This window comes from Streptomyces sp. MMG1121, assembly GCF_001280015.1.
Classification (GTDB): Bacteria; Actinomycetota; Actinomycetes; order Streptomycetales; family Streptomycetaceae; genus Streptomyces.
Genome location: NZ_LGDV01000190.1, coordinates 108128 through 122549, shown reverse-complemented (window position 1 = coordinate 122549; position 14422 = coordinate 108128). Strand labels below are relative to the sequence as shown.

Annotated in this window: 14 protein-coding genes and 1 tRNA gene; 7 read left to right on the top strand and 8 right to left on the bottom strand. The window is 73.0% G+C overall.

The annotated features are described in order from the left end of the window. Window positions 1-77: 77 nt before the first annotated feature. Window positions 78-1106, bottom strand: a complete 1029-nt coding sequence (locus tag ADK64_RS20030) for a LuxR C-terminal-related transcriptional regulator (protein ID WP_234384644.1) — start codon at window positions 1104-1106, stop codon at window positions 78-80. Window positions 1107-1344: 238 nt separating this feature from the next. Beyond that, the gene (locus ADK64_RS20025) at window positions 1345-1872 is read right to left on the bottom strand and encodes an NUDIX domain-containing protein (protein WP_078992733.1); all 528 of its coding nucleotides are present in this window, start codon (window positions 1870-1872) and stop codon (window positions 1345-1347) included. A 108-nt stretch (window positions 1873-1980) separates the two neighbouring features. Between ADK64_RS20025 and ADK64_RS46005 the strand changes: the two genes are divergently transcribed. Further along, entirely contained in the window at window positions 1981-2151 is a 171-nt protein-coding gene (locus ADK64_RS46005) for a hypothetical protein (RefSeq protein WP_159046299.1), read from the top strand. 132 nt (window positions 2152-2283) lie between these two features. Here ADK64_RS46005 and ADK64_RS20020 read toward each other — a convergent pair whose 3' ends face one another. Both ADK64_RS20020 and ADK64_RS20015 read right to left on the bottom strand, forming a co-directional pair. Next, window positions 2284-2484, bottom strand: coding sequence for a hypothetical protein (locus tag ADK64_RS20020; protein ID WP_159046298.1), 201 nt, complete (start codon window positions 2482-2484; stop codon window positions 2284-2286). 104 nt (window positions 2485-2588) lie between these two features. Continuing rightward, window positions 2589-2661 (bottom strand) — tRNA-Ala (locus ADK64_RS20015). A gap of 182 nt (window positions 2662-2843) precedes the next feature. Between ADK64_RS20015 and ADK64_RS20010 the strand changes: the two genes are divergently transcribed. Together ADK64_RS20010 and ADK64_RS20005 are read left to right on the top strand one after the other, a co-directional pair. Next, complete coding sequence (locus ADK64_RS20010) at window positions 2844-3392, top strand: helix-turn-helix domain-containing protein (protein WP_053660877.1); 549 nt, start codon at window positions 2844-2846, stop codon at window positions 3390-3392. A 139-nt stretch (window positions 3393-3531) separates the two neighbouring features. Then, window positions 3532-4941 (top strand): serine/threonine-protein kinase, encoded by a 1410-nt coding sequence (locus ADK64_RS20005; protein ID WP_053660875.1) that lies wholly within the window; start codon window positions 3532-3534, stop codon window positions 4939-4941. Here the strand turns inward: ADK64_RS20005 and ADK64_RS20000 are convergent. Further along, entirely contained in the window at window positions 4905-6191 is a 1287-nt protein-coding gene (locus tag ADK64_RS20000) for a hypothetical protein (RefSeq protein WP_053661198.1), read from the bottom strand. The genes ADK64_RS20005 and ADK64_RS20000 overlap by 37 nt on opposite strands. A 359-nt stretch (window positions 6192-6550) precedes the next feature. Beyond that, window positions 6551-6679 carry a DLW-39 family protein gene (locus ADK64_RS47440; protein WP_003999697.1) on the bottom strand — a complete coding sequence of 43 codons (129 nt, stop codon included), beginning with the start codon at window positions 6677-6679 and terminating at the stop codon, window positions 6551-6553. A 349-nt stretch (window positions 6680-7028) separates the two neighbouring features. Between ADK64_RS47440 and ADK64_RS19995 the strand changes: the two genes are divergently transcribed. Beyond that, the gene (locus tag ADK64_RS19995; protein WP_053660873.1) at window positions 7029-7373 is read left to right on the top strand and encodes a DUF6344 domain-containing protein; all 345 of its coding nucleotides are present in this window, start codon (window positions 7029-7031) and stop codon (window positions 7371-7373) included. 149 nt (window positions 7374-7522) lie between these two features. Beyond that, on the top strand, window positions 7523-8350 hold the full coding sequence (locus ADK64_RS19990; RefSeq protein WP_199829656.1) for a glycosyltransferase family 2 protein: 828 nt from the start codon (window positions 7523-7525) through the stop codon (window positions 8348-8350). 3 nt (window positions 8351-8353) lie between these two features. Here ADK64_RS19990 and ADK64_RS19985 read toward each other — a convergent pair whose 3' ends face one another. Both ADK64_RS19985 and ADK64_RS19980 read right to left on the bottom strand, forming a co-directional pair. After that, window positions 8354-8551, bottom strand: a complete 198-nt coding sequence (locus tag ADK64_RS19985) for a ferredoxin (protein ID WP_053660871.1) — start codon at window positions 8549-8551, stop codon at window positions 8354-8356. Window positions 8552-8681: 130 nt separating this feature from the next. Next, window positions 8682-9149 (bottom strand): hypothetical protein, encoded by a 468-nt coding sequence (locus tag ADK64_RS19980; protein WP_053660869.1) that lies wholly within the window; start codon window positions 9147-9149, stop codon window positions 8682-8684. 131 nt (window positions 9150-9280) lie between these two features. On the opposite strand from ADK64_RS19980, the gene ADK64_RS19975 reads away from it, so the two are divergent. Continuing rightward, window positions 9281-9790 carry a hypothetical protein gene (locus ADK64_RS19975; RefSeq protein WP_159046297.1) on the top strand — a complete coding sequence of 170 codons (510 nt, stop codon included), beginning with the start codon at window positions 9281-9283 and terminating at the stop codon, window positions 9788-9790. A 505-nt stretch (window positions 9791-10295) separates the two neighbouring features. Beyond that, entirely contained in the window at window positions 10296-14402 is a 4107-nt protein-coding gene (locus ADK64_RS19970) for a WD40 repeat domain-containing protein (RefSeq protein WP_053660865.1), read from the top strand. The last annotated feature ends 20 nt before the right edge of the window (window positions 14403-14422 follow it).

Below are 14422 nucleotides of genomic sequence, written 5' to 3'. Positions count from 1 at the left end.
GGTGGCACGCCGAGGCCTCCGGGACGGTCCGCCGCGAGGCCGGTAACTGCCATGGCAGGGGACGGCCAGAGTCGTGGTCAGACCCAGCCCGCCCGGGTCGCCAGCACCCCCGCCTCGAAGCGGCTGCGCGCACCCAGCCGTCCCATGAGGTCCGCCATCATGCGGCGTACGGTGCGCAGCGAGACCCCGAGCTTGCGGGCGGCCACCTCGTCCGTGCTGCCCAGCTCCAGCAGCTTCAGCAGTTCCAGCTCCTGGGGCGTCGGTTCGTCGGGCGCGCAGGGCCGTACCCCGTCCAGCGACTGTGCCTGCTGCCAGACCGTTTCGAAGAGGTGCACCAGAGCGGCCAGCACCCCGGGCGCGCGCACGATGACCGCCCCGGCCCTGCTGTCCTTCGGGTCCATGGGCAGCAGCGCCACGGACCGGTCCACCACCAGCATCCGGATCGGCAGTGACGGGATGGTCCTGATCTCGCCGCCGAGCCCCGCCAGCCAGCGGGCGTACTCGGTGGTGGCCCGGTCGTTCCGCACGCTGTCGAGGTACAGCGTGCGGATCCGGATGCCCGAGGCAAGGCTCTTCTCGTCCAGTGGCCGGCTCGCGTCCAGCGCCTCCTGGCTCTGCGCCCCGCCCGGCGTGAAGGACAGCAGCTCCGCCCGTGCCTGTCCGGCCAGTTCGACCAGCTTGGCCCGGACCGAGGAGATCTCGTTGAGCTGCTCCAGACCGGTGTTGCCCCCGTGCTGCTGCTGATGGGCGGAGTAGACGGCCAGCAGCTCGGCGGCCTCCGTACGGGCCGCGGCGAGCTTTGCCTGCTGCGCGTGGATCTCGCTCTCCCGCCGGTTCAGCAGAGCGGTCAGGCCGATCTCCGGGTTGAGTATGACCGGCTGTGACGCGTGCCCGGGGGCGTACAACATCGACAACTCGGCCAGCTCGTCGAGGCAGGCCCGCACGTCGGTCTCGGTGGTCCCGAGGTGATCGGCGACCTCGGAGACACCCCAGCGGGGGTAGCCGACCAGGGCCCGGTACACGTCCAGCAGACGGTCGGACAGCCCCAGGAACGCCGAAAGCGTCCCCGAACCCCCGGTGTCCATGCCCCCGTCCACCGCGTGCATCTACCGTGCCCCTTCCGCAGGACCCCCGCCGCAGCCATACGCCGCGCCGATCATAAACGCAGGTGTCAAGCTTCTGACCACAAGGTTTATGGACGGGTAACCACTGCACCCCCGTCGGCCCGCGGTCGGCCGTCCGGGCCGGGCCGCGCTCGGGGCCCGGGCCGCGAGGCTGCCTGCACCAGCCGCCCGGACCAGGAGACCGCCGACAGCAACCGCACGGACCAGGAGACTTCCGGCGTCAGTGGGCCACCGGTGTCCCGTCCACCAGTTCCGCAGGACCGCGTCCCGCCGCCCGAGCGGTCAGTGACTCCTTGAGCTGCCCCCAGCTCTGCGGGGACATGAGCTGCCGGGCCTCCTCGGGCGCGCACATGCGCCATTCGCCCAACTCGGTCTCGTCGAGACGGATCCGGGCCAGGTCGCGCTCGTCCAGCTGTCCGCCGTCGAAGACGTGGACCATACGGGGAAGATCGTCGGGACGGCGTACCCAGTCGACGCTCAGCAGCCGCCCGGGTGAGCAGGGCAACGCGAGCTCCTCCCGTATCTCACGGACGGCCGCGTCACGCGGTGTCTCGGAACCTGCCTCCACGGTCCCGCCCGGCAGGCCCCAGTGGGGCCGGGCCGCCACGGAGCACAGACGCACGAGCAGTACCCGGCCGGCCGAGTCGGTGAAGAGAACCCGGGCCTTGGCCAAGGCGGTCGGACGGTCCACCGGCGCGGCCGCTTCCCGAGGCTTCCGGGCAGGCAGGTCTGTGTGAGTCGAGGACATGCGGGGAGCATAGCCAGCGGCATGTCCTCGGCTCTCGGCCCGCACGCGGCCTCGCGGCCCGGATACGCGCACGCACCCAACCGCCCTTCAGGTCAGTCTCGTTGAGCAGTGCCAGAGGACTCCGGCCACGCCGAACGCGCCGTTGCCGGTGCGTTCGGCAGCGGTACGGCCCGTGGCCGTGTTCCACAGCCGGACGCCGCTCTGTCCACCGGTGGCACCTGGCCCGTGGCCCTGGCCTTCATCGAAGAGGACCCCGTCGCCTACCTCCAACGGCCATGAGACCAGGCACAGATGCGCCTGGTCACGGCACAGCGGCCCTGGCGGCCCACGCGGGGCGACCGAGCACCACCTGATCCGCCTGCTCATCGGCGACTTCGGGAAGCCGCCCGGCCGATTCGCCCCTCTGACCAGTCACACGGCGACGAGCCGTACCCGCTCGCCACAGAGCTTGGTCATGTCGCCGACATGCCAGGTCAGCATGACCACAGGCCGCTGCTGCCGAAGCGCCGCCCCGGCCGCGGCGACGGCGTACTCGAGACCGTGCGGCCCGGCCCCCATCAGCGGCGCCACCAGGGCTACGACCGTCTCGTCATCGACAGTCGGCCAGGTCACCGTCCAGCACCCGCCCCCGAGGAAACTCGCCAAGCGCGGACCACCAGGGGACAAAAAAACACCCCCCTGACAGCGTTTCCGCAGGTCAGAGGGGTTTCCAGGAGTGGAGCCTAGGGGAGTCGAACCCCTGACATCCGCCATGCAAAGACGGCGCTCTACCAACTGAGCTAAGGCCCCGGAAAGGAGCGACCGGCCGGAGGAATCCTGTTCCGGCAGGTGCCGCAGACCAGAGTACCGGGTCACCCCCCGTATCCCGCAAAAAGATTGGGGGTCCCCGCGGATGACCACTCTCCGTAAGATGCTCGGCGTGGTTCGCTACAGCGAACCGCGGTTTTCTGGGGAAGCGATGGGGAGACGCAATGGACGCCGCACAGCAGGAAGCCACCGCCAGAGCGCGGGAGCTGCAGCGGAACTGGTACGGAGAGCCGTTGGGGGCGCTCTTCCGTAAGCTCATCGAAGATCTCGGCCTCAACCAGGCCCGTCTCGCGGCGGTCCTCGGCCTGTCCGCTCCGATGCTCTCGCAGCTGATGAGCGGCCAGCGCGCCAAGATCGGCAATCCTGCCGTGGTCCAGCGGGTGCAGCTGCTGCAGGAGCTGGCGGCCCAGGTCGCGGACGGCAGCGTCAGCGCCGCCGAGGCGACCGAGCGCATGGAAGAGATCAAGAAGTCGCAGGGGGGCTCCGTGCTCAGCAACACCACCCAGACCACCAGCGGTTCTGGAGCGCCGACGGTCAAGCGCGTGGTCCGCGAGATCCAGTCGCTGCTGCGCTCGGTGGCCGCCGCGGGGGACATCATCGACGCCGCGGACAGCCTCGCCCCGACCCATCCCGAACTGGCGGAGTTCCTTCGTGTCTACGGCGCCGGCCGCACTTCCGACGCCGTCGCCCATTACCAGTCCCACCAGAACTGACCCACCCGTTCCGACCCACCAGAACTGGCCCACGTGGACCGCGGGAGCCGGGGGCAGAGTGACAGCGGGGGCTGGGGGGTAGTGGGGGTTTAGCAGTCAGGGGGCATCGCGGAGCCAGGGGGAGGAGCGGCGGGCTGCCATGGGTGAGGTCTTCGCCGGCCGGTACGAGCTGGCCGACCCGATCGGACGCGGTGGCGTGGGCGCCGTATGGCGTGCCTGGGACCACCGCCGACGGCGTTATGTGGCCGCCAAGGTGCTCCAGCAGCGCGACGCCCACTCCCTGCTGCGCTTCGTGCGCGAGCAGGCCCTGCGCATCGACCACCCCCATGTCCTCGCCCCGGCCAGCTGGGCCGCCGACGACGACAAGGTGCTGTTCACCATGGACCTGGTCGCCGGCGGCTCCCTGGTCCACCTCGTCGGCGACTACGGCCCCCTGCCGCCGGCGTTCGTGTGCACCCTGCTCGACCAGCTTCTGTCCGGTCTCGCCGCCGTCCACGCGGAGGGCGTCATCCACCGGGACATCAAACCCGCCAACCTCCTCCTCGAAGCCACCGGCACCGGCCGCCCCCGGCTGCGGCTGTCCGACTTCGGCATCGCCATGCGGCTCGGTGAACCCCGTCTGACCGAGACCAACCTCGTGGTGGGCACGCCCGGTTACCTCGCCCCCGAGCAGATGCTCGGCGCCGAACCCGACTTCCCGGGCGACCTGTTCGCCGTGGGCCTGGTCGCCCTGTATCTCCTCGAGGGCGCCAAACCCGACGCCAAGGCGCTCGTGCAGTACTTCGCCGAACACGGCACGCCCGGCCCGCCCCAGGGCATCCCCGAACCGCTCTGGCAGGTCGTCGCCACCCTGCTCCAGCCCGACCCGGCCGCCCGCTTCCGCACCGCCACGGGGGCGCGCAAGGCACTCGCCTCCGCCGTGGAACTCCTCCCGGAGCCCGGCCTCGACGACGAGCTGATCGAGATCTTCGACCAACTCGGCCGGCTTCCCCCCGGGTTCGACCCCGACGGCCCCCTCAAACCGGCCTCCGGAGTGGCCCTGGACCTGGCCCAGGGCGCCGAGACGGACACGGATAGGGATAGGGATAGGGATACGACCACGGGTACACGCCCGGGCTCGGGTACGGATACGGGTACCGGTACGGACATGAGCGGCACCGGCACCGGCTCCCTGTCGGACACCGGAAGCTTCCGGCTCCCACCGCCTCAGGAGACTCCCCAGGCGACCCCCACCCCCGAGCCGTACGTCACCCCTCACAGTCCGGCGGATCCGCCTCCACCACAGCCCTCGAATCCCCCGTACCCCGTCGCTCCCTGGGCTCCCGAGCCGCCGTCCGTCACCGCCTCGTACACCGCCCGGGACCCGCGGCAGCTCCCGTCGTCTCCCCCGCCCCAGCCGGTTGCGCCCGCCCCCGCGCACGGTCGGCGAGCGCGTCGTACGCACCGGGACCGGCGGCGGCCCGGCCCGCCGGCCAAGGCCGTGATACCGATCCTGCTGCTGGCGCTGGCCTGCTACGCGGTGGGTTTCTGGGCGCTGGCCCGGGTCTGAGGCCGGCGGGCCGCCAGCGCCCACCCGCCGAGCCCCACCAGCAGCAGCGTGCCCAGACCGAGCCCGGCGGCCGCGACCATCTTCATCGCCGGGCCGCCCCCGCCCCCGGTCCCACCGGGGAGCGCGGCCTGCCGGTCCTGCCCCGTGACCGTGAAGACGTCCCCCGGCACGGGCCGGCCGGCGTACTGCGGCCCCGCGTGCGCCTGCCCGGCCACCCGGACCCGCAGGGTCACGGCGAACGGCCCCCGCCCGAACGTGCCCGTCAGCTGCGCGCTGAGATGCAGGACCAGGTAGTAGTCACCGGCGAAGCGGACGGAGGTCACCGCGGCGGGGACGGCGTAGCGGTTGTCGTACTCCACCGGCGGGACCGGGGCGAGTACGGCGGGCCTGCGGGCGCCGGTGTAGCCGAGGGCGACGTCCTCGACGTAGCCGCGGACGGGGTTGTAGAGGGAGAGGTCCAGGGCGCCGCCGAGATAGCCGTGGCCCGGGGAACCGTCCAGTTCGGCGGAGGCGTGCAGCTGTCGGCCCCAGTCGACCGGCACCTTGTAGAACCGGGTCTCGCCGGGCGTCAGCTCGGTGCGCCAGACCCCTTGGTCCAGCGGACGGGCGGAGGCGAAGCCCGCGCCGCCGGACCGTTCCCGCGCTTCACCGCCGAGCGGCTCGGGCGTGGCGGAGTCCCAGGTCCGCGGCGCGGTGGTGGCCCCGGCACGTGCCGGGCGGGGTTCCGTGGCGGGCGCGATCTCCAGGTCCCAGCGCCGCGCCGGGCCGGCCGTACCGGCACTGCCGGTGCCGAGGCGCTGGACGATCACGTAGTACGTCCCGCTGCCCTGGCACACCGTCCGGCCGCTCTCGCGCTGCCCGAGCGCGGTGACCGGGCGCGGGCTTTGTGCGGCGCCGAAGCGGGCGGCGGCGTAGGAGCAGGACGCGCCGCGCGCGTCCTGCACCGACACGCTGATGCCGTCGGTGCTGGAGACGGTCGCGTCCGCCGGGGGTACGGCGGTGACGGGGATGTACGCCGTGTCCGCGGCCGTGAGCCGGATCCGGTAGTAGAGCCTGCCGCTGCTCGGCAGGGAGCCGCGGTACACGCTGCCCGGCTCCAGCCGCCCGGCGTCCGTGGCGACCCGCGCACCCGCGACCGTACGGGCGCCGGGCGCGAACGCGTACGAGTCCGGCCCGGCGTCGGCGGCGGCAGCGACCGCTGTCCCCGCGGGCGGCGAGACCAGGGCGCAGAGTCCCGGCAGCAGGGCCATGACGGCCACCGCCGCCGCGCTCCTGCGACGGTTCGCCGTCCGCCCGGCGCCGCAGCCCGCCCGGTGACCGTCCCTCCGCCACCACACCGTCCGCCGCGCCGGCACCAGCCCCAGCCGCAGCCCCCGCCCTCGCACGTGCCGGCCTCCCCTGTCGTCGCGTCGCTCAGCAGCCGTACCGGACCGTGGCCATCCTGCCCCGCGCACCCCTGTGGCATCCGGGGAACGCCAACGGCCGTCCGAAACGCCCGGCGCCACCCTGCGGGACACGTGCCACGGCTACCTCACCCGGCGAGAGCCCGCAAACGCAAAACCCCGACCGCGCAGGCGGTCGGGGTCTGTTCAGATTCCGGTATCGACACTCACGAACCCGTGGGCACGGAGTCAGTCGCCTCCGTCCACAGATCCTGCTCGGCGCGATCCGCCTGGATCTGGCGGTACACGAGGAGCCCGCCGATGGCGGCCAGTGCGACCAGGAGCAGCTTCTTCACCGCGCGACCTCGTCTTTCCTTGACGTAGGGGACCTCTGCCGCCCGACTATACACACCGGCCGATATCGATCGGTGACCTGCGCCGGGGGCCAACTCCCGCCTCCGGCAGCGCAATAGGGCAGGTCCGGGGCCGATCCGATCGGAGGGTGATCACACCCCCACGGACGGTTAATTTGCTCCCTCTTCGCTCACTCTCACCTGACTTTGAGGCTTTTCCGACCCGCTTGCGGCCATCCGGGTGGTGTTCATCGGAACATCGACGCGCCACGGGCGTCGGTCCACCACTTCGCGATCCACATACACATCATGAGGAAAGTACGCAAATCGCCCAACCCGAAAGTGAGGGGCCATGACCCAGAACAAGGTCATGCAGCTGTGGACCGCCATCGTCACCGCCTTCCTCGCGCTGTGCACGGCGCTCGGACTCACCACCGCCGCGACCGCCACGACCGCGGCGGCCGCACCCCGGACCGAGAGCCCCCGCACCGGCACCGCGCAACCGACGGTCCCGACGATCCCGGCGGCACGCCACTGGGCCTGGTCCCATGGCAGGGCCCTGCCCCCCACGATGAAGCAGCGGATCCGGGCCGAGGCCCACGGAAAGTCCCCGAACTGCCGACAGCAGCCCCTCGATGCGACGGAAGCGGAAGGCACGGCCCCCGACCATCCCTCGGAAGCGTCGCTCGACTGCTGAGCAGCCTCCCCGGCCACACCGGGAGCACCAGCACCGCAGACGTCTCGACGACAGGCGACTTGCGTACGCATCAGTCGACACGGAACGACCCCCGGCCGGGCTCGGCCGGGGGTCTCGCGCTGTTCTCAGCCCGTCGCTGACCTGGGAGAATGATCCACAACATCCCCGGAAAGGTGGTGAGCGCTGCCGTGCCCCGGCACATCACCGTTGTCACCGCTGTTCACGGCCCGTCCGCGCCGTTCCTGCCGCAGGCCTACGCGTCCCTGAACGCGCAGCGGCTTCCCGGGGGCTGGGAGTGGCAGTGGGTGGTCCAGCAGGACGGTACGACGGACGAGGTCCGCCCGTACCTCCCGGACGACACGCGCGTGAGCTTTTGTCAGGGCAGGCCGGGCGGGCCCGGGATCGCGCGGACGATCGCGCTGGCGCGCGCCGAGGGCGAGTACGTCAAGGTCCTGGACGCCGACGACCGGCTCACCCCGGGCACGCTGGCCCGCGATCTGGCCGTGCTGGAGGCCGACCGCACCATCGGCTGGACGACCTCCCGGGTCCTCGACCTGCTGCCCGACGGCTCCACGGCCGGCTTTCCCGGCGACCCGGACGACGGCCCGCTCGAACGCGGGATGGTGCTCGACCACTGGAAGCGCCACGACTTCCTCGCGCCGGTCCACCCGGCGACCCTCTGCGTCCGCCGGGACCTGCTGACCGCCCTGGGCGGCTGGATGGCCTTGCCGGCCTCCGAGGACACGGGCCTGCTGCTGGCGCTGAGCGCGGTCAGCCGTGGCTGGTTCTCGGCCGAGGTCGGCCTCCTCTACCGCAAGTGGGAGGGTCAGGTGACGGGGCAGGCGTCCCACGTCGACCCCGTGGAACGCGCGGCCAGGATGGCGGTGGCGGAGGCCAGGGCCCACGCGCTGACGGACTTCGCCTGGTCCTATCCGCCCGCCGCGCCGGCGACAGCGCAGACCCCGGACGCCCCGTAAGGGCTACTCCGTCCCGCCCGCGAGCAGGATCGCCTGCGACGGGCACTTCTCGGCCGCTTCCCGGACCTCCGGGTCGCCGCCGGACTCCGCGCGCCCGGGCCGTACGACGCCGTACCCGTCCTCGAACGCGAACACGGCGGGCGCCCGGTGCGCGCACTCCGCGGAGCCGTAGCACCGGGCGCGGTCGACGGAGACCTTCATACGTCCTCCAGTCGTCAGTGATGACGATGACTTCCAGGACGTCCCTGCCCGCCGGACCACACGCTGAACCGGCCCCGGCACCGACCCGCTGTACCGCCCGTACCGCCCGTACCGCCCGTCCTTCGCGGGGCTACCGCGCCCCGGCCGCGACCGAGAGCCAGTGGGCCACCCGGCGGACCGTGGGCTCGTCGAGCAGGTCGGCCATGGTCCGGACCGCCTCGCCGTCCTCGGCGCTCAGGTCGTACAGGCCCGCCTTGCCCAGACCGGCCATCAGCACCTGGTGGCGGCGGTCCGTCATGCGTTCAGCGAGCTTGGCCGGTTCGGCGACGGCCGGCGCGGGCCCGTCGGCCGGGGGTGCGGGTGCCGGGGCGGCCGGGGCGTCGAAGAGGTGCCAGGCGCCGTCCTCGGGCCCCCACAGCGCGACCGTCACCTCCTCGCCGCGCGCCCGCACGGTATGGGTCATGTCCGCGACGGCGTAGAGCACGGGAGCCCGGTCCGGGGACTGGGCTCCCACCGTCCAGGAGTCCTGTGCGGGCTGGTGGAACATCGCGACCCAGCGCGGAGCGCCGGGCGGGCACGGGGGACGACGCTTCTCCATGACACTCACCCCTTCGGGAACAGCCGGCAGGACCAAACCGTATCTGACGGTTCGTCAGATATCCAGAGTCCCCCTTCGCTCCTGGTCTCTTCACGGCCGGCATGGCACCCTGCCCGCACCCAGGGAGGCCGATGATGAGCACACAGGAACAAAGGAACGTACGGGAAGAACAGCAAAAGCAGGAAAAACAGGGAGAAACGGCGGCCGAGGCGCTGCGCCAGGTCCACAGCACCCGCGCGCACAGCGCCTACGACCGCGCGGTCGCCGCGTGCCGGTACGCCGGTGTCGGCCAGGACGCGGCCGAGGTGGTACCGAAGGACCCGGTCGGCCGGGCCGCGAACGCGCTACGGCTGTCGGCCGACTCGCTCGCCGCCCTGGCCGCGTCCGCCCCGGACCCCGCGGCGGACGCCCGCTGCGCCCGCAACGCCGCCGCCACCGCGGCGCTGGCCGCCCAGGTGGCCGCGGCACGGGACGACGGCCCGGCCTCCGCCTCGGCGCTGCACGCGGCACTGGCGGCGTCCCGGGCCGCCGCGGCCGCGGCCGGCGGAAGCGCGCGGGGGCAGGACGCGTCCCTGAACGCCGGTGCCGAGGAGGCCGAGCGGCACGCCGTGGCCATGGCTCGGGCGGCGGGCTGGGTCTGAGCACACGGGAACACGGCGGGCTGGTCCGAGCACCCGCGAACGTGCCAGTGAACGTATGAGTCCGGTGTGAGGCCGGTGTACGGCCGCCGCCCGTTCGGCACCGGTCCCTCCCCTCGTGGGGACCGGTGCCGAACGGTGCGGGGCTGTCGACCCGTGCCACGTCGGCTCGGCACGGATCGATCGAGGGAAGCCGGTTCCTGGACTGGTCGCGGGATCACGCGACGGGTCCGTGGCCGCTCCCTGCCTCCTGCGGAACCCGCTCGCCCGCCTTCCGTGGAAGTTGGCCGAGATCCTTCGGCGACCTGCGCCGCCCCTCCGGCCACCAGGCCGGTGGCCTGTCGGGACAGTGCGTAACAGGCCCGCTACCAGGTCCGGATCCTGCCATCTGTCGCCGTCGGCGAGGAGGTTCCGGAATCCGGTCCAGTGCTTATTCGCAGGTCAGGCGTATAGGGTGAGTTTTCCGGTCCGGACGTCCAGATGCGGGGGCAAGTAAAGGGGTGGGACCTTGAGTTCCGACTCAGGGGCACGCACAGCTTTCGCCGAGCGACTCGCGCTGCTGTACAAGGAGGCCGGAAACCCTCCCCTCAAGAGCGTCGCCGAGGCGGTCGTACGGCTGCAGCGGGTCGACGAGCGCGGGCGGCCCGTACGGGTGTCCGCACAGCGGATCAGCGACTGGCGTCGGGCCAGGAACGTACCGGCGCAGTTCACCGCCCTCGCGGCGGTTCTGCACATCCTCATCCCGGAGGCGCGCCGGCTGCGGCCCGCTCCGGTCTCCGCCGGCCTGTACGAGCTCGCGCACTGGCAGCGGCTGTGGGAGCGGGCGCTCGCCGACCCGGTCGGCGACCGGCCCGCACCGCCCGTCGAGGACGACCAGCGGCCACCGGAGCAGACCCCACCCGTCGCCGGAGGCGTGTGCCCGTACCGGGGGCTGGCCCCCTACCGGCAGGAGGACGCCCGCTGGTTCTTCGGCCGGGAGCGCAGCACGAGCGCGCTCGTGCTCCAGCTGAGGACCGCGGAGCGCACCGGCGGTCTGGTGATGCTGGTGGGCGCCTCAGGAGCGGGCAAGTCGTCCCTGCTCAACGCCGGTCTGGTCCCCGCGGTCCGCGGTGGCGCCCTGGAGGAGGGCCGGTCCGGTGCGGCGGGTCCCGTACTCCAGCTGGTGCCGGGCACCGATCCGTTGGGCGAGCTGGTCCGCCGCATCCCCGAGCTGGGCCCGGTCGCCGCCGACGCGCGCGCGGCCGAGCGGGAGGCGACGCGCAACCCGGCGCTCCCCGGCTCCGACGCCCCCCGGTTCGCCCGTGCGGCCCGCGAGGCGGTCTCGGCCTGGGCTTCGGGCGGCGAGACCCTCGCCGAGGACCAGCCGGCGCGCCGCGAGACGTCCGCCGGGACCAGGCCCGCCGAAAACCGGCCGACGGGCACCGGCGCCCGTCCGGTCGTCATCGTCGACCAGTTCGAAGAAGCCTTCACCCTCTGCCCCGACGAGGCGGACCGCCGTACCTTCATCCAGCTCCTGCACGCCGTCTGCACCCCGCCCGCCGGTGCGGACGGACCCGCCCCGGTCGTCGTCGTGCTCGGTATCCGCGCCGACTTCTACGAGCAGTGCCTCGGCTACCCGGAACTCGCCGACGCCCTCCAGCACCGGCACATGGTCCTCGGCCCGCTGACCAGCAGCGAGCTGCGCGAGGCGGTGACCGGCCCGGCCAAGGCGGTGGGACTCGAACTGGAACCGGGGCTCGCCGAGCTGATCGTGCGCGAGGTGAGCGCCGACGGCCCGCGCGGAGCGCACGACGCGGGCGTGCTCCCCCTGCTGTCCCACGCCCTGCTCGCCACCTGGCAGCGCAGGAAGGCCGGAAGGCTGACACTGGCCGGCTACCGCGCGGCCGGCGGGATCCAGGGCGCCGTCGCGGCGACCGCCGAGCGCGCCTGGTCGGGGCTCGACCCCGCGGCCCGTACGGCGGCCCGGCTGCTCCTGCTGCGCCTGGTCCGGCTCGGCGAGGACACCCAGGCCACGCGCCGGCGGGGCACCCGGCGCCAGCTCGCGGAGGAGTCGGCGGACCCCGGCAAGACAGAAGAGTCGCTGGAGGCCCTGGTGCGCGCCCGGCTGGTGACGCTGGACGCGGACACCGTGGAGATCACCCACGAGGCGCTGCTGCACGCCTGGCCGCGGCTGCGGCACTGGATCGACGACGACCGCAACGACCATCTGCTGCGCCAGCGGCTGGAAGAGGACGGCCGGGCCTGGGAGGACTCGGGCCGGGACAGCTCGCTGCTCTACCGGGGCTCCCGGCTGGAGCAGGCCCGCGGCTGGGCCAGATCGGCCGGCGACACCTTCCTGACCCGCAGCGCGGTGGAGTTCCTCGCCGCAGCGGTCCGGCTGCGCCGGCGCTCGGTGTGGCTGAGCCGGGCCGCGGTGGCCGCGCTGGTCGTGCTGGCCCTGCTCGCCGGCGGCTCGGCGGTGATCGCCCGGCAGCAGCGGGACGACGCCGTGTTCGAGCAGGTGCTCGCCGAGGCCGACCGGGTGCAGCACACCGATCCCTCCCTCTCCGCCCAGCTGGACCTGGTCGCCCACCGGCTGCGCCCGGACGACGAGGGGACGTACAGCAGGCTGATCTCGATCGTGAACGCGCCGCTGGCCACCCCCCTGTCCGGCCACACCGGCGCCGTCTACCTCACCTCCTTCAGCCCCGACGGCAGGACCCTGGCCACGGCCAGCTACGACCGGACGGTCCGGCTGTGGAACGTGGCCGACCCGGGCCGCCCCAAGCCGCTCGGCAAGCCGCTGACCGGCCACACCAGCTGGGTGAGCAGCGCGGTCTTCAGCCCGGACGGGCGCACCCTGGCCAGCGCGGGCGACGACGGCACGATCCGGCTGTGGAACGTCACCGACCCCGCCCACCCGGTGTCGCTGGGCGCGCCCCTGACCGAGCACCGGGGCACGATCTACCTGGTCGCCTTCAGCCCGGACGGCCGCACCCTGGCCTCGGCGAGCGAGGACCACACCGTACGGCTGTGGGACGTGGCCGACCCGCGGCGTCCGAAGCAGATCGACGTCCTGCGCGGGCACACCGCCGCCGTGCGCAGCGTGGCCTTCAGCCCCGACGGCCGCACCCTCGCGGCAGGCGGTGACGACAACGAGATCCTGCTGTGGGACGTGGCCGACCCGCGCCACGCGAAGCAGTACGACACCGCGCTGAAGGGCCACACCGACCTCGTGCACTCGGTGGCGTTCAGCCCCGACGGGCACACCCTCGCCACCGGCAGCGCGGACGACACGATCCGGCTGTGGAACGTCACCGACCCCGCTCACCCCTCCGCCCTCGGCCCGCCGCTGGCCGCGCACACCGGCCCGATCTGGTCGGTGGCGTTCAGCCCGGACGGCGGCCGGCTGGCCGCCGCGAGCGCGGACAGCACGGCCAGCCTGTGGAACGTGGCCGATCCGGCGGCCCCCTCGCAGATCGGGGAACCGCTCGCGGGCAGCAGCGGGGAGATGTACGCCCTGGGGTTCAGCCCCGACGGGCGGACCCTCGCCACCGGCAGCGGCGACAGCGAGGTGCGCCTGTGGTCGCTGCCGACCTCGGACATCGTCGGCCGCACCGGCGCGTTCCGGCCGGACGGACGGGTGCTGGCCACGGCGGCACGGGACGGCAGGCTCCGGCTGTGGAACGTGACGCGGCCCAGCCGCCCGGTGCTGCTGAGCAAACCGTTCATGCAAGCGGACGGCGGCCACCGTGCCCTGCAGTTCTCCCCCGACGGCCGCACCCTCGCCGTCCTCACCAACGACCAGGCCGTGTATCTGTGGAACGTCAGCGATCCGTCCCACCCGGTCGCCGCCGGACCGCCCATCCGCTTGCGGACGCGCTTCGCGGGGCCTGACACGCTCGCCTTCACCCCGGACGGCCACACCCTGGCCACCGCCTACGACGACAGCACCATCCAGCTCTGGAACGTCACCGACCCCGCGCGCCCCGTCGCGCTCGGCAGGCCCCTCACCGGCCACCGGGGCTACGTCAACGCGCTCGTCTTCAGCCCCGACGGGCACACCCTCGCCTCCGGCAGCGCGGACAACACGATCCGCCTGTGGAACGTCACCGACCCGGCCCGGCCGGCCGCGCTCGGCCGGCTCACGGAGCACTCCGGTCCGGTCAACGCGCTCGCCTTCAGCCCGGACGGGCACGTTCTGGCCAGTGGCAGCGACGACGACACGGTCCGGCTGTGGAACGTCACCGACCCCGCCTCGGCGACCTCGCTGGGCGCACCGCTCACCGGCCACACCGAGGCGGTCAAGCTGCTGACGTTCAACCCGGACGGGCACGTTCTGGTCAGCGGCGGCAACGACAACACGGTCCGGCTGTGGAACGTCACCGACCCCGCCTCGGCGACCGCCATCGGCCAGTCGATGAGCCCCAACGCCAAGTCGGGCACCTTCCTCTCCTTCAGCGTCGGCAGCGACGTCCTCGGGCTCTCCAGCGGCACCGACACGGTCCGCCTGTGGAGCCTGGACGACGACGCGGCGATCAGCCACATCTGCTCGGTCACCCGCGGTGTCCTGACCCCACAGAAGTGGCACGAGTACCTCCCGCGCCTCTCCTACGACCCTCCGTGCGGTCGCTGATCGGCCAACCTGCCCATTTC

What these genes read in the sequence shown, in the direction of transcription:
- ADK64_RS19980 (WP_053660869.1), bottom strand. Translation starts at nt 9,149, where the DNA reads ATGGAGAAGCGTCGTCCCCCGTGCCCGCCCGGCGCTCCGCGCTGGGTC.
- ADK64_RS19975 (WP_159046297.1), top strand. Translation starts at nt 9,281, where the DNA reads ATGATGAGCACACAGGAACAAAGGAACGTACGGGAAGAACAGCAAAAG.
- ADK64_RS20000 (WP_053661198.1), bottom strand. Translation starts at nt 6,191, where the DNA reads ATGGCCCTGCTGCCGGGACTCTGCGCCCTGGTCTCGCCGCCCGCGGGG.
- ADK64_RS20005 (WP_053660875.1), top strand. Translation starts at nt 3,532, where the DNA reads ATGGGTGAGGTCTTCGCCGGCCGGTACGAGCTGGCCGACCCGATCGGA.
- ADK64_RS19985 (WP_053660871.1), bottom strand. Translation starts at nt 8,551, where the DNA reads ATGAAGGTCTCCGTCGACCGCGCCCGGTGCTACGGCTCCGCGGAGTGC.
- ADK64_RS20010 (WP_053660877.1), top strand. Translation starts at nt 2,844, where the DNA reads ATGGACGCCGCACAGCAGGAAGCCACCGCCAGAGCGCGGGAGCTGCAG.
- ADK64_RS20030 (WP_234384644.1), bottom strand. Translation starts at nt 1,106, where the DNA reads ATGCACGCGGTGGACGGGGGCATGGACACCGGGGGTTCGGGGACGCTT.
- ADK64_RS20025 (WP_078992733.1), bottom strand. Translation starts at nt 1,872, where the DNA reads ATGTCCTCGACTCACACAGACCTGCCTGCCCGGAAGCCTCGGGAAGCG.
- ADK64_RS19995 (WP_053660873.1), top strand. Translation starts at nt 7,029, where the DNA reads ATGACCCAGAACAAGGTCATGCAGCTGTGGACCGCCATCGTCACCGCC.
- ADK64_RS19990 (WP_199829656.1), top strand. Translation starts at nt 7,523, where the DNA reads ATGATCCACAACATCCCCGGAAAGGTGGTGAGCGCTGCCGTGCCCCGG.